This window comes from Micromonospora marina, assembly GCF_900091565.1.
Taxonomy (GTDB): Bacteria; Actinomycetota; Actinomycetes; order Mycobacteriales; family Micromonosporaceae; genus Micromonospora; species Micromonospora marina.
On the sequence record NZ_FMCV01000011.1, the window covers coordinates 157,366 to 179,548 of the forward strand.

Sequence of the window (22,183 nt, forward strand, 5' to 3'; positions counted from 1 at the left end):
TGACCTCCGCCACGCCGGAGGGCTACAGTACCCGGGTTGTCAGCAAGTGATCGCTGCCCGCAGCCAGCGGGAACGGGTGGATGGCGCGCGCTGGCGAGTTCGCATCCAGGCGTCGGCCCGTGCGTCTCCACGGGCCGGCGCGAGTGTTCGGTACAGGAGGACATAGATGTCCGGGACCTTGGCCGCCGACGGCGGCGCACTGTCCCTTACCGGAGCCAACGTGACGTACGTCGTCATCGCCGCGGTCATCGCGCTGGTGGCGCTCGTCTTCGCAGCCGCCCTCACCAGGGCGGTCCTGGCGGCCGGTAAGGGAACCACCAACATGCAGGAGATCTCCGGCGCGGTGCAGGAGGGCGCGTCGGCGTACCTGCTGCGGCAGTTCCGCACGCTGGCGATCTTCGTGGTGATCGCCGTCGTGTTGCTGTTCCTGCTGCCGGTGCACGACACCGACGGCAACGAGACCCTGGTGAAGGTCGGCCGCTCGGCGTTCTTCGTGGTGGGCGCGCTGTTCAGCGCGTTCATCGGCGGCGCCGGCATGTGGCTGGCCACCCGCGCCAACCTGCGGGTGGCGGCGGCCGCGCGGGAGCGTGAAGGCGGGCGCGAGGGCGCCATGAAGATCGCCTTCCGCACCGGCGGCGTGGTCGGCTTCCTCACCGTCGGCCTCGGCCTGTTCGGTGCGGCGCTGGTCGTGCTGATCTTCCGGGGTGACGCCCCGACCGTGCTGGAGGGCTTCGGTTTCGGCGCCGCGCTGCTCGCCATGTTCATGCGGGTCGGCGGCGGCATCTTCACCAAGGCCGCCGACGTCGGCGCCGACCTCGTCGGCAAGGTCGAGCAGGGCATCCCGGAGGACGACCCGCGCAACGCCGCCACCATCGCCGACAACGTGGGCGACAACGTCGGCGACTGCGCCGGCATGGCCGCCGACCTGTTCGAGTCGTACGCGGTCACGCTCGTCGCGGCGCTGATCCTCGGCCGGGCCGCGTTCGGCGAGACCGGCCTGGTCTTCCCACTGATCATCTCCACCATCGGCGTGCTCGTCGCGATCGTCGGCGTCTTCATCACCCGGTTGCGGGCCGGTGACCGCAACGGCCTGACCGCCATCAACCGGGCCTTCTACCTGTCCGCGCTGATCGCCGCCGTGCTCGTCGCGATCGCCGCGTTCGCGTACCTGCCGGCCACGTTCGCCGAGCTGGAGGGCGGGCTGACCGACGTCGACCGCAATCCGCGGCTGGTGGCCATCGGCGCGGTCGTGATCGGCATCGTGCTGGCCGCCGCGATCCAGGCGCTCACCGGCTACTTCACCGAGACCAACCGGCGCCCGGTGCAGGACATCGGCAAGAGCTCGCAGACCGGCGCGGCCACCGTCATCCTCGCCGGCATCAGCGTCGGCCTGGAGTCGGCCGTCTACTCGGCGCTGCTGATCGGCGCCGGCGTCTTCGGCGCGTTCCTGCTCGGCGGCAGCTCGCTCACGCTGTCGCTGTTCGCCGTCGCCCTGGCCGGCACCGGCCTGCTCACCACGGTCGGCGTCATCGTCGCGATGGACACGTTCGGCCCGATCTCCGACAACGCCCAGGGCGTGGCGGAGATGTCCGGCGACATCGACGAGCACGGCGCGCGGACGCTCACCGAGCTGGACGCCGTCGGCAACACCACCAAGGCGATCACCAAGGGCATCGCGATCGCCACCGCGGTGCTGGCCGCGACCGCGCTGTTCGGCTCGTACACCGACACGCTCAAGACGGCGTACGCGGACGCGACGGGAACTCAGGACACCACCGCACTGATCGACGAGCTGCTGAACGTCGCCAACCCGCGCAACCTGGTCGGCCTGATCATCGGCGCGGCCGTGGTCTTCCTCTTCTCCGGACTGGCCATCAACGCGGTCTCCCGCTCGGCCGGTGCCGTGGTGATGGAGGTGCGCCGCCAGTTCCGCGAGCTGCCCGGCATCATGGACCGCACCCAGCGGCCCGAATACGGCAAGGTCGTCGACATCTGCACCCGGGACGCGCAGCGCGAGCTGATGACCCCCGGCCTGTTGGCCATCCTGGCTCCGATCGCCGTCGGCTTCGGCCTCGGCGCGGGTGCGCTCGCCGCGTACCTGGCCGGCGCGATCGGCGCGGGCACGCTGATGGCGGTGTTCCTGGCCAACTCCGGTGGCGCCTGGGACAACGGCAAGAAGCTGGTCGAGGACGGTGCGCACGGCGGCAAGGGTTCCGACGCGCACGCCGCCACCGTCATCGGCGACACCGTCGGGGACCCGTTCAAGGACACCGCCGGCCCGGCGATCAACCCGCTGCTCAAGGTGATGAACCTGGTGTCGCTGCTGATCGCACCGGCCGTCGTCGCCTGGAGCGTGGGCGACGACAGGAACAACCCGCTGCGTATCACGATCGCCGTGGTCGCCGCGCTGGTCATCGCGGGCGCCGTGGTGTTCAGCAAGCGCAAGGGTGTGGCGATGACCGACGAGGACAGCGGGGCCGGCACCCCGGGTCAGCGTCCGGAGACGGCGAACGCCTGATCGCACGCGACGGTTCCCGGCCGGCGCGGGCCGGCCGGGAACCCCGGGCCCGGCAAACCTGACCGGTGGCGGTTCCGCCCGGAGGTCGTACGCTGCATCGCATGCGTACGCGCCGGGCGGCAACCGCCGGAAAGCTCACGGTGGTCCTGGCCACGCTGGTCCTCGTCGTCAGCGGCTGCGGTGGCGGTCCCACCCCCCGGGCCTGGGCCGCGTCGGTGTGCCAGGCGCTCACCCCGTGGCGCGCGGAGATCTCCAAGCTGACCAGCAGCACGCAGCAGCAGATGACCGCGCAGACCACCCCGGCGCAGGCGAAGGAGAACCTGGTCCGGCTCTTCGCCGGTGCCGAGCAGGCCAGCGAGACGGCCCGGCGCAAGGTCGAGGAGGCGGGTGTGCCCGAGGCCGAGCGCGGCGCCGAGGTGTCCGCCGGGTTCCTGGGGTCGCTGAGCAAGATGCGCGACGCGTACGGCCGGGCCCGGTCCGCCGTCGACCGGCTCGACACCGCCCAGGCCGGTCCGTTCTACGACGGTGTACGCGCCGCCGTGGACACGCTCAACAAGGAGTACGACGCGAGTGCGCTGGACACCAGCAAACTCAACTCGACCGAGCTGAAAGAGGCCTTCGACGAGGTCCCGGAGTGTCGCTGACCCCTCCCACCCCGAAACCGGCCCGCCAGCCCTCGCTGTTCTCCACCGAGGCGGCCGATCCCACGCTGGCGGACCTCGCCGGCCTGCTCGCCGGACCGGGTGAGGTGGGGCGGATGGGCGGCACGGCCCGGATCTCCGTGGTGGTCGACGCCGCCTGGCGGGTGCACGTGCTGGTGGCCGAGTTGGGCGCCCGGGGCGTGCCGGCGAGCTGGGAGCCGAGCGAGGAAGGGCGGCACCGGGTGCGCACCGCGTACACGAGCATGCTGGCGCCGCTCGCGCGGGCCTGGCTGCGGGGTCCGGTGAAGCGGCCACCGGCCCGCTTCCACCTGGACGGACGGCGGCTGCGGCTCTGGGCGGCGGCGGCCGGCACGGCCGAGCCGGCCGGGTTCCGGCTGCGGCTCGGACCGGCCGACGAGCAGTCCTGGCCGGTGGTCCGCGCCGCGCTGGCGGCGGTGGGCCTGCCGGCCGCGTTCGTCGAGCCGGACGAGGGCGGGCCCGCGTTCCGGATCGGCGGGCGGCGGATGTCGCGGCTCGCGGAGCTGGTGGGGGAACGGCCGGCGACGGCCCCGGTGGCGGACTGGCCGGGGTCGCCGGCCTGACCGCCGCTGTCCGAAGCCGGACACCGGGAAGGGCCCCGCCGGGGGCAGGCGATCGTCACAGTGACCCGCCTGTCGCCCTACCCACGGTGTACCGTGACGCCGTCCGGCAGGGTGCGGCCGGCGGTCGCCGGGTGGGCGGCCCGTCTGCCGCGCACGAAACCCGGAACGCGGACGGCGCGTTACGTTGGACATCCGGACCGCCTGTGGTCCGGGTGGCGCAGCACGGCCCGAAGCGGGCATGGCGTAGGAGTGAGGTCGGGGAGAGACGTGCCGAGCAACGCTGGAACCACCCGTCTGGTCATCGTCGAGTCACCGGCGAAGGCCAAGACGATCTCGGGCTACCTCGGCCCGGGGTACGTCGTGGAGGCCAGCTTCGGCCACGTCCGGGACCTGCCCCGCAACGCCGCCGACGTCCCGGCGAAGTACAAGGGTGAGCCGTGGGCGCGACTCGGCGTCGACGTCGACAACGGCTTCCACGCGCTCTACGTGGTCTCATCCGACCGTAAGCAGCAGATCAGCAAGCTGGTGAAGCTGGCCAAGGAGGTCGACGAGATCTTCCTGGCGACGGATGAGGACCGCGAGGGCGAGGCCATCGCCTGGCACCTGGTGGAGACGCTCAAGCCCAAGGTGCCGGTCAAGCGGATGGTCTTCCACGAGATCACCAAGCCGGCCATCCAGGCCGCGGTGGCGAATCCCCGGGAGATCGACCGCGACCTGGTCGACGCCCAGGAGGCCCGGCGCATCCTCGACCGTCTCTACGGCTACGAGGTCTCGCCGGTGCTGTGGAAGAAGGTCATGCCGAAGCTGTCGGCGGGCCGGGTGCAGTCCGTGGCGACGCGGATCGTGGTCGAGCGGGAGCGCCAGCGGATGGCGTTCCGCACCGCCGAGTACTGGGACATCCTGGCCACGCTCGCGGTGGCGAAGCCGGGCGAGGGCCCGCGGACGTTCAACGCCACGCTCGTCGCGCTGGGCGGCGACCGGATCGCCACCGGCAAGGACTTCGAGCCGACCACGGGTCGTGTCCGCGCCGGTGCGGGCGTCGTCCACCTCGACGAGGGCGGGGCCCGGGGGCTGGCCGCCCGCCTGGCCGACCAGCCGTTCACCGTCACCCGGGTCGAGGAGAAGCCCTACCGCCGCCGCCCGTACGCGCCGTTCATCACCTCCACGCTCCAGCAGGAGGCGGCCCGCAAGCTGCGGTTCTCGTCGCAGCAGACGATGCGCACCGCGCAGCGCCTGTACGAGAACGGCTACATCACCTACATGCGTACCGACTCGGTGAACCTGTCCGAGACGGCCGTCGCGGCGGCCCGGCGGCAGATCGTCGAGCTGTACGGCGAGCGCAGCGTGCCGCCGGAGCCGCGCCGCTACACCGGCAAGGTGAAGAACGCGCAGGAGGCGCACGAGGCGATCCGCCCCGCGGGCGACAACTTCCGCACCCCGGGCGAGGTGGCCAAGGAGTTGTCCGCCGAGGAGTTCAAGCTCTACGAGCTGATCTGGCGGCGCACCATCGCCTCGCAGATGACCGACGCGGTCGGCTCCAGCGTGTCGGTGCGCATCCGCGCCGTCTCCTCCGCCCAGGAGGAGGCCGACTTCGGCGCGACCGGCAAGACCATCACCGACCCGGGCTTCCTGCGCGCGTACGTCGAGTCCAGTGACGACGAGAACGCCGAGGCGGAGGACGCCGAGCGGCGGCTGCCCACGCTGGTCAAGGACCAGCCGCTGACCGCCGACGAGCTGGCCGCGCAGGGCCACCACACCCAGCCGCCCGCCCGCTACACGGAGGCGTCGCTGGTCAAGGCGCTGGAGGAGCTGGGCATCGGCCGGCCCTCCACGTACGCGTCGATCATGCAGACGATCCAGGATCGTGGGTACGTGGTGAAGCGCGGCCAGGCCATGATCCCGTCGTTCCTGGCGTTCGCGGTGATCGGGCTGATGGAGCGGCACTACCCGCGCCTGATCGACTACGACTTCACCGCCAGCATGGAGAACGAGCTGGACGAGATCGCCGGTGGCGACCACGCCGCCGTCGACTTCCTCACCTCCTTCTACTTCGGCAGCACCAACGGTGCCGGCGACCAGGCCATCGCGCACGCCGGTGGTCTGAAGAAGCTGGTCACCGAGAACCTCAGCGAGATCGACGCGCGCAGCGTCAACTCCATCCCGCTGTTCACCGACGACGAGGGCCGCGAGGTCGTCGTCCGGGTCGGGCGGTACGGGCCGTACCTCCAGCGGGCGCTGCCCGGCTCGGATTCGGTCTCGGGTTCGGTCTCGGGTGAGGGTGAGGGCGAGGAGGGCGGCTCGCAGGGCGACCGGGCACCGATCCCGGAGGGACTGGCGCCGGACGAGCTGACCCCGGAGAAGGTGCACGAGCTGTTCCTCGGCGGCGGAGGTGAGCGCAAGCTCGGCGACGACCCGTCGACCGGCGAGCCGATCCTGCTCAAGTCCGGCCGGTTCGGCCCGTACGTGGCCAGCGGCGAGCGCAAGTCGTCGCTGCTGCGCTCGCAGTCGCCGGACAGCCTCACCCTGGAACAGGCGTTGCAGCTGCTGCGCCTGCCCCGGCTGATCGGCGTGGCCCCGGACGGCGCCGAGGTGTTCGCCAACAACGGCCGCTACGGCCCGTACGTCAAGCGCGGTGACGAGTTCCGCTCGCTGGACTCGGAAGACAAGATGTTCACCGTCACGCTGGACGAGGCGCTGGCGTTGCTGGCCGCCCCGAAGACGCGCCAGCGCCGGGCCGCCGCGCCGCCGCTGCGGGAGATGGGCAACGATCCGCTCACCGAGAAGCCGCTGGTGATCAAGGACGGGCGCTTCGGGCCGTACGTGACCGACGGCGAGTTCAACGCGTCGCTGCGGCGCGGGCAGACACCGGAGGAGCTGACGCTGGAGCAGGCGTCGGAGATGCTGGCCGAGAAGCGCGCGAAGGGCCCGGCGCCGAAGAAGAAGGCCGCGAAGAAGGCCGCCCCGGCGAAGAAGACGACGGCCGCGAAGAAGACGACGGCCGCCAAGGCGACGGCGGCGAAGAAGACTCCCGCGAAGAAGGCCGCTCCCAAGAAGGCGACCTCAACCCCGAAGGAGTGACCCCTCCCGAGATCTTGGAAGGAAAGGGCCTCTATGAGGGCCGTCTTCTTCCAAGATCTGGTGGTTGTCCACAGGGGCGGCGAAGGAGCCGCGTCGCGACCCGTCGATCCCCGCTTCCGGCCGGCGTGTTGGCGCACCGGACGATCCACCTGCCCGGCTCCGACGTGGTGCCGGTGGCGGCGCCGCCCCGGACGACGGCGGCTCGATCGATCGTCGACGCCGCGCAGTGGGCGCCGACCGACACGCAGGCCCGCGCGATCGTCGCGGCTGCCTTTCAGCAACGGCTGGTCGGTGGCGACGACCTGCACGAGGTGGTGGAGCGGATGCCCCGGATCCGCCGTCGGCAGCTGATCCTGTCCACCGCCACCGATGCGGCCGGCGGTGCGCACTCCCTGGGCGAGCTGGATCTGCTCACACTCGTACGCGGCGCCGGGCTGCCCGAGCCGACCCGACAGGTGGTCCGCCGGGATTCCGCGGGGCGGCGGCGCTACCTCGACGCGTATTTCGAGCAGTGGCGCGTGCACGTAGAGGTGGACGGCGGCCAGCATCTGGATCCGGCGCACGCGTGGGCGGACATGCGCCGGCAGAACGACCTGTGGGTCGAGGGTGACCGGGTTCTCCGGTTCCCCGCCTGGGCCCTGCGCGCCCATCCCGAAGAGGTGATCGCCCAACTCCGCGCCGCCCTGCGGGCGGCCGGCTGGCGAGGCTGAGGCCAAGCCGAGATCTTGGAAGGAAAGGGCCCCTATGAGGGCCCTTTCCTTCCAAGATCTTCAGGCGTCCAGGACCTGGCTCAAGTAGGGGTTCTGGAAGATGCGGGACGGGTCCAGGCGGGCGCGGACGGACTGGAAGTCCGCGAATCTCGGGTAGGCGCTCGCGAGGGACTCCGCGTTGCGCCAGTGCAGCTTGCCCCAGTGCGGGCGGCCACCCAACTCCGTCGCCACCTGCTCGAACGCGCGGAAGTACGGCTCGTACGGCATGCCCACGTACTGGTGCACGGCGATGTACGCCGAGTCCCGCCCGTACGAGTGGGACAGCCAGATGTCGTCGGCGGCGGTGAACCGCACCTCGACCGGGAACAGCACCTTGAACGGCAGCCGGTCCACGATCCGGCGCAGCTCGGCCAGCGCGGTCGGTAGCGCCTCGCGCGGCAGGCCGTACTCCATCTCCAGGAAGCGGACCCGGCGCGGCGTGCAGAACACGCGGTCGGAGCGGCCGGTGTAGGTGCGTTCGGTGAGCGCGCGGGCGGAGACGGCGCTGATCGTGGGGGCGAGGGCGGGAACGGCGCGGCCCAGGCGGCAGGCGCCGGCGAACACGGTGTTGGAGAGGAACTCGTCGTCCAGCCAGCCGCGCCAGCCGGGCAGCGGCCGGTCGTCGGCGGGTACCCGGTCGTTGGTCTTGATCTGCACCCGGTCGGTGTAGGGGAACCAGTAGAACTCGGCGTGGTCGTGCGTGTCGTGGAGGGCGGGCAGGTCGTCGAGCACCTCGGCGAGCGCGGTCGGGCGTTCGTGCGCGCGCAGCACGAAGGCGTCCACGCAGCGCAGCGTGACCTCGACCAGCACGCCCACCGCGCCGAGCCCGACCCGGGCGGCGTCGAACACGTCGCGGTTCTGCTCGGCCGAGCAGCGCAGCACCTCGCCGGTGCCGGTGACCAGCGTCAGCCCGGCCACGAAGGTGGACAGGCAGCCCAGTTCCGCGCCGGTGCCGTGGGTGCCGGTGGAGAGCGCGCCGGCGATGGTCTGGGCGTCGATGTCGCCCAGGTTCGGCATCGCGAGCCCGTGCTGCGCGAGCAGATCGTTGATCGTGTGCAACGTCATCCCGGCCGGTACGGTGACCAGGCGCCGCGCCACGTCGACGGTGACGTCGGTCTTCAGCGCGGCGAGGTCGATGCGGTGCCCGTCGGCGACGGCGGCGGCGGTGAAGGAGTGGCCGCTGCCGGTGGCCCGGACGGTCCGGCCCGCCGCGGCGGCCTGGCGGACCGCCTCGACGACGTCGGAGACGCTACGCGGGCGCACGGTGAGGAGCGCGGTGCTGTGCTGGTTGCCGGCCCAGTTGGACCAGGTGGCGGTGGTACCGGTCGTCACGGCCACTCCTCGACATGAATATGAACTGAATTCATATCAGGAACGTTGTGCCTGGTAAATACCGCAATCGAGCCCGGCTCGTTGTACCGGTAGTCACAGACTCGTGACGTGCAGATATGTTCATCCGTCGAAGGGGGGTGGCGCCGAGTGTCCACACCAGCCGCCACGACCGGGCCGCTGCGTCGGGTACCGGTGCAGGGTCGAAGTGTCGCGCGGGTCCAGCGGATGCTGGACGCCTGCGCCGAGCTCGTCGACGAGGTGGGGTACGAAGGTCTGACCACGACCCTGCTCGCCGAGCGCGCCGAGGTGGCGATCGGGTCGGTCTACCAGTTCTTTCCGGACAAGCGGGCCATCGTGCAGGCACTGACCCTGCGCACCATGGAGTCCTACCTCCAGCGGCTCGACGAGCGGTTCTCCTCGGACGACCTGACCCACTGGTGGGACGGCGTCGACGCGGCGATCGACGAGTACATCTCGATGCACCGCACCGTTCCCGGCTTCCGTACCCTGCACTTCGGCGACGTGGTCGACCTGCACCTGCTGGACGACCAGCGGGACAACAACGGGGTCATCGCTGAGCAACTCGCCCGCGTACTCACCGAGCGTTTCGGCCTGGCCGGGGTGCCCGACCTGCGGTTCCACCTGGAGGTCGCGGTGGAGGCCGCGGACGCCCTGATCAAGCTGGCCTTCCGCCGCCGCGCCGACGGCGACGAGCGGGTGCTGGTCGAGGCCAAGGCGCTCATCCGGGAGTACCTGCACCGGCAGGTGAACGCTCCCACGGAGATCGTCCACCAGGGCTGAGCGGCACGCCGAACGGCGGGTTCCCGGGTGCGCCGGGGCCCGCCGTCGTCACGTCACGGCACGTCAGAGGAAGGCGTGCCCCTCGCCCCGGTAGGTCGGCACGGTGGCGACCACCGCGTCCCCCTCGACCAGGTGCACCTCGTTGACGTGTTCGCACAGCTCACCCGCCTTGGCGTGGCGGAACCACACCCGGTCGCCGACGCGCAGGTCGTCGGCGGCCTTCCCGGCCAGCGGGGTCTGCACCTCGCCGGCGCCCTCCGCGCCGAGCAGCCTCAGCCCCGCCGGCAGCCACGGCCGCGGCAGCCGGCTGTCCGCCGCCGGTCCGGAGGCGATCCAGCCGCCGCCGAGCACCGTCGCCAGCCCCGGCGCCGGGCGGCGGACCACCGCGCAGGCGAAGAACGCCGCCGGGGTCGGCTGCCAGGCACGGTACGCGTCGAACAGCGTCGGCCCGTACAGGCCGGAGCCCGCGGTGACCTCGGTGACGGCGGGGTCCGCGCTGGTGGCGGCCACGCTGCCGGTGCCGCCGCCGTTTACCAACTCCAGGTCGCCGTGCTCACGGACCGCGCTGACCGCGGCCGAGCGGCGGGCCAGCAGTTCCCGGTACGACCCGCGCTGGGCGACGCGGATCGCCGAGCCGAGCACCGCCTGTCCGGGCGGGGCGTCGCCGAGGCCGGCGATCTGCGCCTCGTACGACATCAGGCCGACCAGCCGGAAGCCCGGCCGGCCGGCGACGGCGGCGGCGAGCGCGCCGGCCGCCGTGGCGCTGTGCACCGGGGAACGGCGCACGCCGACGTGCACCCGGCCCCCCAGCGGGCGCCACGAGGCGTCCAGGTCGAGGCAGATCCGCAGCGCGGGGCGGCGCGTGGGCGGGCGCACCCGGTCGATCAGGTCGAGCTGCCCGGTGTCGTCGACCATCAGCGTCACCGCGTCGGCGAGCGCCGGGTCGGCGGCCAGTTCGGCGAGGCCGCCCCCGTGCGCCGTCGGGTACGCCACGAGCACGTCGTCGCTGACCCCGGAGCGGACCAGCCACAGCGCCTCGGGCAGCGTGAAGGCCATCACGCCGTGCCACCCGGGACGCTTGAGCGCCCGGGTCAGCAGCTCGCGCACGCGTACCGACTTGCTCGCCACGCGCAGCGGCTTGCCGCCGGACCGGCCGGCGAGCGCCTCGGCGTTGGCGTCGAACGCGGTGAGGTCGACCACGGCGTACGGCGGGTCGAGGTGAGCGGTCGCCCGGTCGAGACGCTCGCGAAGTTTGTCACGGTCGATGGCCACGTCTGCACGCTAACTGTCTGGACGGCAATGCGAAATACCCTCATGTCTGTCCGGGCTGCGGGCGGTGGTCCCGGCGGCCTAGGCTCGGCGAGCAGGTGAATGTCGCGGGGGACGACCCCTCATGCGCGACTAGAGTGTTTCACCGGGGGTGCCCAGACCTGGGCCGGCACGTGGAGGTACGGCCATCGAAAGCCAGAACAACGGCGAGTCGCCCGGCGTGTCGTCGCCCGGGACAGCCGCCGACCACTCCGGGGCCGCCGCCATCCGGTCGGTGCTGCGCATCCGGCCGTTCCGCAGGCTTTGGATCGTGCTCAGCGCCGCCTCCTTCGGTGACTGGCTCGGCCTGCTCGCCACCGCGCTGTTCGCCGCCTCCCAGGTCTCCGGCAGCACCGCCCAGGGCGCCGCGTTCGGCGGCGTGACCGCGATCCGCCTGCTTCCGGCGCTGGTGCTCGGCCCGGTGGCGGGTGTATTCGCCGACCGGTTCGACCGCCGGTGGACAATGGTCATCTGCGACCTGCTGCGCTTCGTGCTGTTCGCCTCGATCCCGCTGTACGCGCTCACCGGTGCCGCGGGCGGGCTGGTGGTCGGCTGGGCGCTGATCGCCACGTTCCTGATCGAGTCGATCACGCTGATGTGGATCCCGGCCAAGGAGGCGGCGGTCCCCAACCTCATCCCGCGTACCCGGCTGGAGGCGGCGAACCAGCTCACGCTGATCACCACGTACGGCCTCACGCCGGTGGCCGCGGCCGTCGCCCTGGCCGTGCTGACCCGCGGCCTGCCCAGCGCGGTCGGCGGCAACCTGCCCGACTGGGCCGAGCCGGCCCAGCTCGCGCTCTGGTTCAATGCCTTCTCCCGGCTGGCCACCGCGCTCGTGGTGGCGTTCGGGATCAAGGAGATCAGCGAGGCCCAACGCGGCGAGGCGGAGCGCACCGAGCAGAGCATGTTCCGGCAGTTCTCCGAGGGCTGGAAATACATCGGCCAGACCCCGCTCGTCCGTGGCCTGGTGCTGGGCATCTTCGGCGCGTTCGCCGGCGGCGGCATCGTGGTCGGCACGGGGAAGTTCTTCGCCAACTCGCTCGGCGCCGGTGACGCCGCCTTCTCGCTGCTGTTCGGCGCGATCTTCGTCGGCCTGGCACTCGGCATCGGGCTCGGGCCGATGATCGTGCGGGACATGTCCCGCCGCCGCTGGTTCGGCATGAGCATCGTGCTCGCCAGCGCCTCGGTGCTGGTGCTCGCCTTCGCCATCCACCTGTCCATGGCCATCCTCGGCGCGATCCTGGTCGGCGCCGGCGCCGGCATGGCGTTCCTGGCCGGCACCACGCTGCTCGGCGGCGAGGTCGCCGACGAGGTACGCGGCCGGGTCTTCGCGGTGGTGCAGATCGGCACCCGGCTGGTGCTGATCCTGGCCATCGCGCTCAGCAGCCTCCTGGTCGGCGTCGGCGGCTCCCGCGAGTTCACCATCGCCGACCTGGGCATCTCCGTCTCCTCCACGCGCCTGCTGCTGCTCGCCGCCGGCGCGGCCGGCATCATCGCCGGAATCAGCGCGTTTGGCCAGATGGACGACAAGAAGGGCGTGCCGGTCCTCGCCGACCTCTGGGGCTCGATCCGGGGCCGCCCGCTGATGCCGGCCGAGCCGTTCGTCTCCAGCGGCCTGTTCGTGGTCTTCGAAGGTGGCGAGGGTGCCGGCAAGTCCACCCAGCTCGCCGAGCTGGCCGAGCGGCTGCGCGCGCAGGGCCGCGACGTGGTCGTCACCCGCGAGCCGGGCGCCACGCCGGTCGGCGAGCGGATCCGCTCCCTGGTGCTCGGCACCACCCCCGGCGAGGCACCGTCGCCGCGCGCCGAGGCGCTGCTCTACGCCGCCGACCGGGCGCACCACGTGGCCACAGTCGTCCGCCCGGCGCTCGTACGCGGCGCGGTGGTGATCAGCGACCGGTACGTCGACTCGTCGCTCGCCTACCAGGGCGCCGGCCGGACGCTGCCGGTGGACGAGGTCTCCTGGCTCTCCTCCTGGGCCACCGGCGGCCTCAAGCCCGACCTGGTGGTGCTGCTCGACGTCGAGCCGCGCACCGGTCTGAGCCGGGTCGAGGACCGCAACGAGGGCGCCGACCGGCTGGAGGCCGAGTCGCTGACGTTCCACGAGCGGGTCCGGTACGCCTTCCTCGACCTCGCCGCTGGCGACCCGAAGCGATACCTGGTGCTCGACGCGTCCCGCCCGGTCGGCGAGACCGCCGACGCGGTGGCCCGCCGGGTGGGCGAGCTGCTGGCCGATCCGGCCGGTATCGCGCACCCCCGTCCGGCGCAGGGCCCGGACACCTCGGTCCAGCCCGAGTTATCCGACGCGGAGCTGGTGACGATGGAGCAACCCCGACGATGACCGACGTCTTCGGCGACCTGGTCGGGCAGGACGAGGCGGTGGCCGCGCTGCGGCGGGCCGCCGCCTCGGCCGCCGCCCTGCTGCGCGCGCCGGTGCCGGCCCCCGCGGGCGGGCCCGACGACCTCGACGCGCTCGCCGAGGAGCACGACGGCGACCCGGGGCCGGCCGATCCGGGCGCCGGGATGACCCACGCCTGGATCTTCACCGGTCCGCCCGGATCGGGCCGATCGGTGGCCGCCCGCGCGTTCGCCGCCGCTCTGGGGTGCGTGCACGGCACCGGGTGCGGCAGCTGCCCCGGCTGCCACACCACACTCACCGGCACCCACGCCGACGTACGCCTCGTGGTGCCCGAGGGCCTGTCCATCGGCGTCAACGAGATGCGCGCCCTCGTGCTGCGGGCGGCCAGCGCGCCCTCCGGCGGCCGGTGGCAGATCGTGATCATCGAGGACGCCGACCGGCTCACCGAGGCCGCCGGCAACGCGTTGCTGAAGGCGATCGAGGAGCCGCCGCCGCGTACCGTCTTCCTGCTCTGCGCCCCGTCCACCCACCCGGACGACATTTCCGTGACCATCCGGTCGCGCTGCCGGGTCGTACCGCTGCGGCAGCCGCCGCCGGCCGCGGTGGCCGAGGTGCTGGTCCGGCGCGACGGCATCGCGCCGGACGTGGCCGAGTGGGCCGCCGCGGCGGCGCAGGGGCACGTGGGCCGGGCCCGGCGGCTGGCCCGCGACCCGGAGGCCCGGCAGCGGCGTGACGCGGTGCTGGCCGTACCGCGCCGGCTGACCGGCGTGGGCGCGGCGTTCGACGCGGCCTCGGCGCTGATCGAGGCCGCCGAGGCGGAGGCCGCCGCCTCCGTCGCGGAGATCGACGAGGCGGAGCGTACGGCGTTGCAGACCGCGCTCGGCGCGGGCGGCACCGGCCGGGGCGCGGCCGGCGCCATGCGCGGCGCGGCCGGTCAGCTCAAGGACCTGGAGAAGCGGCAGAAGTCGCGGGCCACCCGCGCCCAGCGGGACGCGCTGGACCGGGCCCTGGTCGACCTGGCCGGGTTCTACCGGGACGCGCTCATCATGGCGTTGCGGGCGCCTGTCGCACCGGTGCACACCGACACGGCGTCGCTCGCCGGTGCGGGCGCGCAGAAGTGGGACGCCGAGGGTTCGCTGCGCCGCCTGGAGGCGGTGCTGGAGTGCCGCGCGGCGATCGAGGCCAACGTCAAGCCGCGGATCGCGGTGGAGGCGATGATGCTGGCCCTCTGGCGCGGCTGAGCCGGGCCCTTCCACACTGTCCACAGGGCATCGACACGCGCGATTGACGTGCGGTACGGTCCGGTGATGCCGTGGTGACCGAGGCGGCACGCTCAGTGAAGGCCGGACCGGCCGGGAGGAGTTCGCCGATGCCGCGGGGCGAGATCGACGAGGCCTGGATCGAGGAGGCGGTGCGGCGCTACCGCCGGATCGAGAACCTGCAGGCCGAGTTCGACCAGGCGGTCGCGACGGTCGAGGTCACCGTCCGCTCACCCGACGGGCTCGTCGAGGTGGTGGTGACCGCCGGCGGGCGGATCACCGACGTGCGTTTCCTCGGCCCGCTGCACCACCGCAGCCCGCGCGACGTGGCCGGTTCGGTGCAGGCCGCGGTCACCGCCGCCGCCGACGCGGCGCAGTGGGCGCGGGAGAAGCTGCACAACGAGACGTTCGCGGCCTACCGGCCGCTGGCGGGGGCCTGACATGGAGACGCTGCGTGCCCTGGCCGCCCGTCTCGACGAGGCCGGCGCGACCCTCGCCACCCTCTCCCGCACGGTGACTGCCACCGACCCGCCGCACCCCGCGTTCGGCGCGCACGCCACCGGCCGCCCCGGTGAGGTGGGCCGCGCGCTGCACCGCCAGTGGACCCTTGCCACCGCCGACCGGGCGCGCGAGGCGCAGGCCGCCGCCGTCCGGCTGGCCGCCGCCGCGGCGGCGCTGCGCAGCGCCGCCGACCGCTACGCCGCCGCCGACGACGCGGTCGCCCGGCGGCTGGCCCGGGAGGCCTGATGGACGCGCTCGACCGCCTCACCGAGCCGGGGCTCGACCTGCTCGCCCGCGTCGACACGCTGCTGGCCGCCGGTGCGCCCGAGGGGCACCGGCTCTGGCCGCTGCTGCGCCGCATGCAGGTGCTTCCCGGCGCGGCCGTGCGCGAGTTCCTCGACCTGCATCCCGCGCCGCTGACCGGCGCCGGCCACGCCGTGCGCCGGCTCGTCCGGGGGTACGACGACACGTGTGCACTGCTGGCCGACCAGGTCGCCTGGTCCGGCACTGCCGCGGCGGCGTACGACGAGGCACGTGCCGCCCTGCTGCGGCACCTGGACGAGGGGCCGGAGAGCCTGGTCGGGCGGCTGGAGTCGACGGCGGGCTACGCCGACGCGCTGGCCGGCTGGGTGGAGGGCAGCCGGGCCGCGCTGGCCCGCGCGCTCGCCGAGGTGCTGGGCTCGGCCGAGGCGGTAGCGGTGCACGCGGCGGCGAGGCCGGGCGGCGAGGCCGGACGGGCCGGGGCGTCGGCCGCGGCCGAGATCGCCACGAGGATCCTGGGTGTGCTCGGGGTGGCCTACGACGGCGCCGAGACGCTGCTGCGCCAGTGGGGGCCGAGCCTGGCCGAGGCGCCGTGGCGGGACCGCGCCACCGCCGCCCCGCGCTACGGCGGCACCACCCGGATCGGCTACTGACGGTCCACGGCGTCGCGCGCCGATCCGGCCGTGGCCGGGTGACGGCGGCGACGCCGTGGCCTTCCCCTGCACCCCCCGCAGGCATGCCTTCACTCAACGCGTCCGCGGGGTGTTTGTCAGGGGTCGGCCGGAGATTCAGCCGTCCGGGCGAGGCGACGGGGCCGGTTCGGCCGGGCCGACCACGATGATCGCTGCGGTGGGTGACCGGGCGGCGACAGGTGCGCCGTGCGGTGGGCGTCGATCCGCGTAGGGTGGGGCGTATGGGCATGCTCTGCGCGGTCAGCTTCAACCGGTACGGGCGCCTCTACTACCTCGACCCGGGCGAACTGCGCCCGGAGGTGGGCGACCGGGTGCTGGTGCCCACCGACGAGGGGCCCGAGGTGGCCGAGTGCGTCTGGGCCGCGCAGTGGGTCAGCGAGGACACCGACGGGTTCCCGAAGCTGGCCGGGATCGCCGCCGACGACGACCTGCGCCGCGACGAGATGCTGCGCCGGCGCAAGGCCGAGGCGAAGGTGGCCGCCAAGCGGCTGATCCGCGAACACGGCCTGCCGATGAAGGTGGTCGCCGTCGACCACGTGCTGGCCATGCCGGAGAACGGCAGCGACCGCACCACCATCTACTTCACCGCGCCGCACCGCGTCGACTTCCGCTCGCTGGTCCGCGACCTGGGTGCGACGCTGCACTGCCGGGTGGAGCTGCGGCAACTCTCCGCCCGGGACTCCGCCCGGGTGCAGGGCGGCATCGGTTCCTGCGGGCGTGACCTGTGCTGCGCCACGTTCCTCACCGACTTCGAGCCGGTGACCATCCGGATGGCTAAGGACCAGGATCTGCCGCTCAACCCGCTGCGCATCTCCGGCGCGTGCGGGCGGCTGATGTGCTGCCTGAAGTACGAGCACCCGCTGTACCAGAAGTTCCAGGAGTCGGCACCGGCGGTCGGCAGCCGGGTGTCCACGCCGAACGGCGAGGGCAAGGTGGTCGGCCACAGCGTCCCGCGCGACGCGGTCACCGTCCGGCTGGACGCCGACGGCTCCCGCTCGATGTGCTCCCGGGCGTCGGTCTGCGGCCCGAGGCAGGCCCACGACCAGCACTACCCCCAGCCCTGACCTGTCCCTCTCCCCGCCCTCTCCCGGCCGGGTGTGTGCCGGGTGGGGTCAGCGGATGACGATGGGGGGTTCGGCCAGGCGGGGGGTCAGCGGGGTCTTCGGGGTGAGCCAGGAGGCGGTGGGGGAGTCGTCGGGGTTGAGCTGCCAGTCGTGGGACACCCGGTCGACGGCGATCGGATAGATCGTCAGCGTGCCGTCCCTGTCGATCCGGAACCGCAGGAACGCCTTCGAGTCCTCGATGCCCTGCCCCGCGAACAGCTCGTTCAGGTTCACCCCGAACGCGCCCGCCACCAGCAGGTAGAGCGCCACGAGCTGGCTGGCGACCAACCCGCTCACCGGGCCGTAGAGCACCACGGCAGCGACCGCCGGCAGCGGCCACGGCCAGTCGTAGAACGGCAACTGCAACCAGACCCACGTGCCACCGGCCGCGAGCGCCACCTGGGCCACACCGTGCGCCACCCCGAGGATCCAGTGCCGGGCGTGCCGTTTCCCGCCCGCGGTGGGCGGCTTGGCGAAGAACACCGCCCCCATCATCGCCACCACCAGCATGATCGCCAGCGGCACACTGAACAGCCGCTGCTCGGTGGTGCCCTCCGGCTGCACAGCCACCCCGGCCATGGCCAGCATCAGCAACGTGTGCAGGGTGCCGAGCAGCGTGGTGAAGCCCGGGTTGCGGAACGGCAGCCGGGCGAAGATCCCCCAGCCGTACCGGCGGGAGCGCGCCTTGTCCGGGTAGCGCGCGGCCAGGTCGTACTCCCGGGTGTTGCTGGCCCGCCGGGTCAGCGTGTCACGCGGCGGCACCTCCAGCTTCTCCGGAAGCCGGTGCGTGGGGTACAGGTAGGCGCCGCCGCCGCCGCACGTGACGAGTTGCCGGTCCGGCCCGGCGTAACGGGCGTAGTGGTGCAGGTCGCCGGAGACCAGCACCCGTACCTGCGCCCCGGTGGGCGCGACGAGGGTACGGATGAAGTAGTCGATCGAGTCGTACGCGTTGGGGTGGTCGACGGCCTTGACCCACGTCGGCGCCGGCACCGCCAGGATCACCTTGGATTCCGGGGTGAGCTTGCGGGCCACCTCGTCGAAGTAGGTGAGCTGCGGGTCGTCCAGGTACGACCCGGACTGGTCGTCGAGGCCGAGCAGCCACCAGCCGGCCGGCAGTTCGACCGCGAAGTACGAGCGGGACTGGCCGGTGCCCCAGCCGGCGAAGTGCCGGTCCCGGGTTCGCACGAACAGGCGCAGGAACGCGGTCAGCCCGTCGTACCAGTCGTGGTTGCCCGGCACCGCGAACAGGGTCGGCCGCTCCGGCGGGGCGACCGGCAGCGCCGCCTGATACGGGCCCTTGCACCGGTCCTCGTACGCCTCGTAGCCCGCCGCCGGGTAGACCTGGTCGCCTCCCATCACCAGCGTCTGCGCGCGGGGAAGCCGATGCCCGTCCACTGTCAGCTCCGGCTGGGCGAGCAGGTACGCCACCGAGTACGTGGCGTCGAAGCCGTCACCCAGGTCGGCCACGTAGTCCAGCCAGAGCCCGCCGTCCGGCCCGACCTGCCGGAACGTGCCGTCGCTGAACGCGTTCTGCAACTCGCGCTTGTCCAGGTAAGCCCCGAACAGCATGGCCAGCAACGTACGCAGGCCGGTGCTGATCAGCAGCAGCGGCGCGAGCCAGGGCACCGGCCGGCGCGGGGTGAAACCCAGCTCCCGGGGATCGATGCTGCGGGGGCGGCGGGTGGCCCGCTCGCCGGGATGCGCCTCGGGAGCCGGTGGTCGCGGCGGTTCGTCGGTCATCCGCCGCAGGGTAGTCCGGTCGGCGCGCGAAGTCTCTCCCGCGGCGGGGCTGATGTGGTCCGGTGTCCGGGTTCCGGGGGCGGGGGGATCCGGTTCGGCTTCCGGCGGGGCGTGCCGTACACTCGGGGATCGTTGCCGCCTTAGCTCAGTCGGCTAGAGCGACGCACTCGTAATGCGTAGGTCGACGGTTCGATTCCGTCAGGCGGCTCAAGAGGAGGCCCTGACCAGCATCAGTGCTGGTCAGGGCCTCATTTTCATCGATGTAGTTTTGAATCGCCCCCCGAAAACCCCCCAGAAACGCCTACCGGCGATCAGGTTCAACGCACCTGCCAGCGGGGGTGCAGGGCCTACATGGCCCGGCGCTTCCCGCGATCTTGAGGTGTAGGGCCTGTGATCTCCGGACCTGCCCCAAGCTGTTCGAGGATCTCGGAGCTGTCCGGGGCGAGGGCGGGTTTGACGATGTAGTGCTTGTTGGTGACCTGCTCGGTGGCGTGCCCGAGCTGGGCTGCGGCGCTCTTGGCGTCGGCCTCCTTGTCGATCAGGGTGGCGACGGTCTTGCGGAAGGTGTGCGGGGTGACCCATTCGAGGCCGGCGTCGGCGCGGGCTTGCCGCCACTGGCGGCGCACGTTTTGCGGCGACAGCCAGGTGCCGCGTCGGGAAGCGAAGATCGCGTCGTGGGGATTGTCGGCGGCGTTGAGTTTGCGACCCATCAGCATCCCGACCGCGAACCGAGGCAGGACGACCGTTCGGAAACCGGCGTCGGTCTTCGTCCACTCCTGCCGGAAGAAGCCCTTGCCCTTGAGGTAGACGATCGTGCCGCAGGTGGTGAGCGTCGGGCGTTTAGCGGCAAGATCGAGATCCTCCCAGCGCAGCGCCAGAATTTCGCCGATGCGGGCGCCGGTGGCGAGCATGAGGTCGACGATGTCGGCCAGGTCGCCGGACGGCCGAGGTCCCGACTTGCCGGGGGCGGGTTTCTGCCACCTCCGGATCGCCTCGCGAACCTCGTTCAGTTGCTTCACCTCCAGGGCCACCACCTTGCGGCGCGGGTTACGCAGTCGACCCGTGTCGCGCACAGGGTTGGCCGTGAGCGCGCCTCGGCGAACAGCCAAGGCGAACATCTGGCCGAGGACAACCTTCGCGCCTTTGGCGGCTGACGGACGGTCTTCGGCGACCTTGCGCAGAAACCTGTCGAGGCGGCCTGCGGTGGCCTCTCGGATACGTAGCTCGCCGAGAGCGGGCTCGATCGAAACGCGCACGCTGATCTCATATCTACTGATCGTCTGCGGGGTGACACGTTCCTCGGCGGTTATCTCCTCCAACCAGAGCCTGGCGAGGACGCTGACGTGGGTGTCCCTGGTGATCTCGTCGTCGTTTGGGGTGACTCGGTCGCGAAGTTTGACTTTCAAGGCCCGGATGGCGGCGGGGCCGGTGGCGTCGGTGGCCTCGACGTCGCGGGTCCTGCCGTCGTGGTCGCGGAATCGGGTTCGGGCGCAGTAGCGGTTGGGGCCGAGCTTCTCGGTGCGGATCGCGCCCCAGGTGCCGATGGGTAGTGGAGGCCGGGCCATGGCTCAGCGCTCCGGGTCGGTGTGGGCGTCCAGCCACCGTTCGACTTCGCTGCGCCGGTAGCGCAGGGTGTTGCCGACGCGGATGGCGCGTGGTCCCTTGCCTCGGCTGTGCCAGGCGTAGAGGGTGTTCTTGGGTTTGCCCAACCAGTCGGCAACGTCCTCGATGGTCAGGAGAGGGTCGGGCCGCCAATCACCGGCGGTCGAGGCGCTCACAGCCGGCCTGCCGTGTCGGATGCCCCGGCTTGCTGGCGCGGCGCGGCTCGCGAGCATCAAGCCGTCCGGTCAGGAACCCTGGCAGCTGGGCTACACCACCCTGCCCGGTGACCAGGCGCCGGGCAGGATCTACCAAGTGGCCCGCTCCGCCTTGGCCGCGGGAACCGCTACCACCACGGTGGTGTACCGGGTGCCGGTCTCGGGCGCGGGCGCACCGTACGATCTGTCGAACGGTCAGACGGCCCGCTGGGCCCAGTTCGAGGCGCCGACCGACGCCGCCGCCATCTTCCCACCCACCCAGGTGCCAGACGGCAACCCGGCGACAGGTACGTGGCCCTCCTCGTACGAGCGGGCCACAGTAACGTACCTCGACGCCAACGCCCGCCAGGTCAATCTCGCTGAGCCAGGCGGGCACCTCAGTGTCACCTGGTACGACCACTGGGGTAACACCGTCCGGACGCTCACCGCTGGCAACCGGGCCCGGGCGCTCAACGCCAGTTCCTCGGACGACGCTGCGGCCGAGGCGCTGTTCGCCCGTAACCACTCCACCCTGAACATTCACACGGCCGACGGGCAACGCCTGATCACCACTCTGGAGCCCGAGCACGAGGTCATGCTCCCGACAGGCGAGACCACGCGAGGGCGTAAGGCCATCACCTACACCTACGACGAGGGTGCTCCCGCCGCGGAGGAGCCATACAACCTAATAACGCGCCAGAAGATCGCGGTACGGGTCTGGGACAGCAACGGCGTCGAGTCCGAGACCGACGTGCGGACCACCTCGATTGTCTATGACTGGGGCCTGCGTCAACCTATCGAGGCGACCGCGGACCCGGGCGCGCTCGCCCACACGACGCGAACGATTTTCGATCCGGCGACCGAGCTGATCACGTCAACTACCGACCCGGCAGGTGGCACGAGCACGACGACTCCGGCGACCCAGAAGACGATCTACTACCGTGCGGGTTCCGGCTCTGGTTACAGCGAATGCGACTCAAAACCCGAATGGGCGAATCTGCCTTGCCGGACGCAGCCGGGCGGACAGCCGCCTACCCCTACCGGACCCGAGTTGCCGGTGACCGTGAACACCTACGACATACTTGGCCAGCCCAGGGTGGTGTCAAGCCCCGGGTTTGATGGAGAGTTGGTTAGCTGGTTTTCAGGGGTGTGGTGACCGGTTGGGTCATCGCGTGGAGTGCTTCGTGCTCCGCTGGCGGGACGTGTCCGAGTTCGCCGTGGAGGCGTCGGTTGTTGTACCAGTCGATGTACTCGACGGTGGCCATCTCCAGGTCGTCGAGTCCGCGCCACGGGCCTTGGTTGCGGACGAGTTCGGCCTTGTACAACGAGTTGAACGCCTCGGCCATGGCGTTGTCGTACGAGTCGCCCTTGGAGCCGACGGAGGCGACGGCGCCGGCTTCGGCGAGGCGCTGGCTGTAGCGGATCGCTCGATATTGGACTCCTCGG

At 72.1% G+C, this 22,183-nt stretch carries 19 protein-coding genes and 1 tRNA gene; 14 read left to right on the top strand and 6 right to left on the bottom strand.

The window, feature by feature from the left end; genetic code table 11:
• Positions 1 to 166: 166 nt before the first annotated feature.
• From GA0070215_RS15390 to GA0070215_RS15410, 5 genes are all read left to right on the top strand, one after another.
• Positions 167 to 2,518 carry a sodium-translocating pyrophosphatase gene (locus GA0070215_RS15390; protein WP_018788793.1) on the top strand — a complete coding sequence of 784 codons (2,352 nt, stop codon included), beginning with the start codon at positions 167 to 169 and terminating at the stop codon, positions 2,516 to 2,518.
• Between the two features lie 101 nt (positions 2,519 to 2,619).
• Positions 2,620 to 3,162, top strand: coding sequence for a hypothetical protein (locus tag GA0070215_RS15395; RefSeq protein WP_091046618.1), 543 nt, complete (start codon positions 2,620 to 2,622; stop codon positions 3,160 to 3,162).
• Positions 3,153 to 3,761, top strand: coding sequence for a hypothetical protein (locus GA0070215_RS15400; protein ID WP_091046621.1), 609 nt, complete (start codon positions 3,153 to 3,155; stop codon positions 3,759 to 3,761). Before GA0070215_RS15395 ends, GA0070215_RS15400 begins: the two co-directional genes overlap by 10 nt.
• 267 nt (positions 3,762 to 4,028) lie before the next feature.
• The gene (topA, locus tag GA0070215_RS15405) at positions 4,029 to 6,839 is read left to right on the top strand and encodes a type I DNA topoisomerase (RefSeq protein WP_091046625.1); all 2,811 of its coding nucleotides are present in this window, start codon (positions 4,029 to 4,031) and stop codon (positions 6,837 to 6,839) included.
• 125 nt (positions 6,840 to 6,964) lie between these two features.
• Positions 6,965 to 7,549, top strand: a complete 585-nt coding sequence (locus GA0070215_RS15410; protein WP_244167013.1) for a DUF559 domain-containing protein — start codon at positions 6,965 to 6,967, stop codon at positions 7,547 to 7,549.
• Between the two features lie 60 nt (positions 7,550 to 7,609).
• Here the strand turns inward: GA0070215_RS15410 and GA0070215_RS15415 are convergent, their stop codons facing one another.
• Positions 7,610 to 8,926 carry a D-arabinono-1,4-lactone oxidase gene (locus GA0070215_RS15415; RefSeq protein WP_091046629.1) on the bottom strand — a complete coding sequence of 439 codons (1,317 nt, stop codon included), beginning with the start codon at positions 8,924 to 8,926 and terminating at the stop codon, positions 7,610 to 7,612.
• 219 nt (positions 8,927 to 9,145) lie between these two features.
• Between GA0070215_RS15415 and GA0070215_RS15420 the strand changes: the two genes are divergently transcribed.
• Complete coding sequence (locus GA0070215_RS15420) at positions 9,146 to 9,721, top strand: TetR/AcrR family transcriptional regulator (protein WP_091046632.1); 576 nt, start codon at positions 9,146 to 9,148, stop codon at positions 9,719 to 9,721.
• A 63-nt stretch (positions 9,722 to 9,784) separates the two neighbouring features.
• Here the strand turns inward: GA0070215_RS15420 and GA0070215_RS15425 are convergent, their stop codons facing one another.
• Positions 9,785 to 10,993 (bottom strand): amino acid deaminase/aldolase, encoded by a 1,209-nt coding sequence (locus GA0070215_RS15425; RefSeq protein WP_091046636.1) that lies wholly within the window; start codon positions 10,991 to 10,993, stop codon positions 9,785 to 9,787.
• Positions 10,994 to 11,264: 271 nt separating this feature from the next.
• Between GA0070215_RS15425 and tmk the strand changes: the two genes are divergently transcribed.
• From tmk to GA0070215_RS15455, 6 genes are all read left to right on the top strand, one after another.
• Entirely contained in the window at positions 11,265 to 13,367 is a 2,103-nt protein-coding gene (tmk, locus tag GA0070215_RS15430; RefSeq protein ID WP_081636043.1) for a dTMP kinase, read from the top strand.
• Positions 13,364 to 14,626 (top strand): DNA polymerase III subunit delta', encoded by a 1,263-nt coding sequence (locus GA0070215_RS15435; protein WP_091046639.1) that lies wholly within the window; start codon positions 13,364 to 13,366, stop codon positions 14,624 to 14,626. Before tmk ends, GA0070215_RS15435 begins: the two co-directional genes overlap by 4 nt.
• Positions 14,627 to 14,754: 128 nt before the next feature.
• Positions 14,755 to 15,084, top strand: coding sequence for a YbaB/EbfC family nucleoid-associated protein (locus tag GA0070215_RS15440; protein WP_013473591.1), 330 nt, complete (start codon positions 14,755 to 14,757; stop codon positions 15,082 to 15,084).
• 1 nt (position 15,085) lies between these two features.
• Positions 15,086 to 15,391: a hypothetical protein gene (locus tag GA0070215_RS15445; RefSeq protein ID WP_018788783.1), complete on the top strand. Its 306-nt coding sequence runs from the start codon at positions 15,086 to 15,088 to the stop codon at positions 15,389 to 15,391.
• Complete coding sequence (locus tag GA0070215_RS15450) at positions 15,391 to 16,059, top strand: hypothetical protein (RefSeq protein ID WP_091046643.1); 669 nt, start codon at positions 15,391 to 15,393, stop codon at positions 16,057 to 16,059. The genes GA0070215_RS15445 and GA0070215_RS15450 overlap by 1 nt, the downstream gene beginning before the upstream one ends.
• Positions 16,060 to 16,319: 260 nt before the next feature.
• Positions 16,320 to 17,162, top strand: coding sequence for a PSP1 domain-containing protein (locus tag GA0070215_RS15455; RefSeq protein WP_018788781.1), 843 nt, complete (start codon positions 16,320 to 16,322; stop codon positions 17,160 to 17,162).
• Positions 17,163 to 17,210: 48 nt separating this feature from the next.
• Here GA0070215_RS15455 and GA0070215_RS15460 read toward each other — a convergent pair whose 3' ends face one another.
• Positions 17,211 to 18,941: a metallophosphoesterase family protein gene (locus GA0070215_RS15460; RefSeq protein ID WP_018788780.1), complete on the bottom strand. Its 1,731-nt coding sequence runs from the start codon at positions 18,939 to 18,941 to the stop codon at positions 17,211 to 17,213.
• Positions 18,942 to 19,075: 134 nt separating this feature from the next.
• Between GA0070215_RS15460 and GA0070215_RS15465 the strand changes: the two genes are divergently transcribed.
• Positions 19,076 to 19,149 (top strand) — tRNA-Thr (locus tag GA0070215_RS15465).
• A gap of 139 nt (positions 19,150 to 19,288) precedes the next feature.
• On the opposite strand, the gene GA0070215_RS15470 is transcribed toward GA0070215_RS15465, so the two are convergent.
• Positions 19,289 to 20,506, bottom strand: a complete 1,218-nt coding sequence (locus GA0070215_RS15470) for a tyrosine-type recombinase/integrase (RefSeq protein WP_091046646.1) — start codon at positions 20,504 to 20,506, stop codon at positions 19,289 to 19,291.
• Between the two features lie 3 nt (positions 20,507 to 20,509).
• Complete coding sequence (locus GA0070215_RS15475; protein WP_018788778.1) at positions 20,510 to 20,719, bottom strand: helix-turn-helix transcriptional regulator; 210 nt, start codon at positions 20,717 to 20,719, stop codon at positions 20,510 to 20,512.
• A 19-nt stretch (positions 20,720 to 20,738) separates the two neighbouring features.
• Here GA0070215_RS15475 and GA0070215_RS15480 point away from each other — a divergent pair, with 19 nt between their 5' ends.
• Positions 20,739 to 21,893 (top strand): hypothetical protein, encoded by a 1,155-nt coding sequence (locus GA0070215_RS15480; RefSeq protein ID WP_208600351.1) that lies wholly within the window; start codon positions 20,739 to 20,741, stop codon positions 21,891 to 21,893.
• Here GA0070215_RS15480 and GA0070215_RS15485 read toward each other — a convergent pair.
• On the bottom strand, positions 21,868 to 22,183 hold a 316-nt coding region (locus GA0070215_RS15485; RefSeq protein WP_141708200.1), incomplete at its 5' end, for an integrase core domain-containing protein. The genes GA0070215_RS15480 and GA0070215_RS15485 overlap by 26 nt on opposite strands.

What these genes read in the sequence shown, in the direction of transcription:
- GA0070215_RS15390 (WP_018788793.1), top strand. Translation starts at nt 167, where the DNA reads ATGTCCGGGACCTTGGCCGCCGACGGCGGCGCACTGTCCCTTACCGGA.
- GA0070215_RS15395 (WP_091046618.1), top strand. Translation starts at nt 2,620, where the DNA reads ATGCGTACGCGCCGGGCGGCAACCGCCGGAAAGCTCACGGTGGTCCTG.
- GA0070215_RS15420 (WP_091046632.1), top strand. Translation starts at nt 9,146, where the DNA reads ATGCTGGACGCCTGCGCCGAGCTCGTCGACGAGGTGGGGTACGAAGGT.
- GA0070215_RS15435 (WP_091046639.1), top strand. Translation starts at nt 13,364, where the DNA reads ATGACCGACGTCTTCGGCGACCTGGTCGGGCAGGACGAGGCGGTGGCC.
- GA0070215_RS15440 (WP_013473591.1), top strand. Translation starts at nt 14,755, where the DNA reads ATGCCGCGGGGCGAGATCGACGAGGCCTGGATCGAGGAGGCGGTGCGG.
- GA0070215_RS15445 (WP_018788783.1), top strand. Translation starts at nt 15,086, where the DNA reads ATGGAGACGCTGCGTGCCCTGGCCGCCCGTCTCGACGAGGCCGGCGCG.
- GA0070215_RS15450 (WP_091046643.1), top strand. Translation starts at nt 15,391, where the DNA reads ATGGACGCGCTCGACCGCCTCACCGAGCCGGGGCTCGACCTGCTCGCC.
- GA0070215_RS15455 (WP_018788781.1), top strand. Translation starts at nt 16,320, where the DNA reads ATGGGCATGCTCTGCGCGGTCAGCTTCAACCGGTACGGGCGCCTCTAC.
- GA0070215_RS15460 (WP_018788780.1), bottom strand. Translation starts at nt 18,941, where the DNA reads ATGACCGACGAACCGCCGCGACCACCGGCTCCCGAGGCGCATCCCGGC.
- GA0070215_RS15470 (WP_091046646.1), bottom strand. Translation starts at nt 20,506, where the DNA reads ATGGCCCGGCCTCCACTACCCATCGGCACCTGGGGCGCGATCCGCACC.
- GA0070215_RS15480 (WP_208600351.1), top strand. Translation starts at nt 20,739, where the DNA reads ATGCCCCGGCTTGCTGGCGCGGCGCGGCTCGCGAGCATCAAGCCGTCC.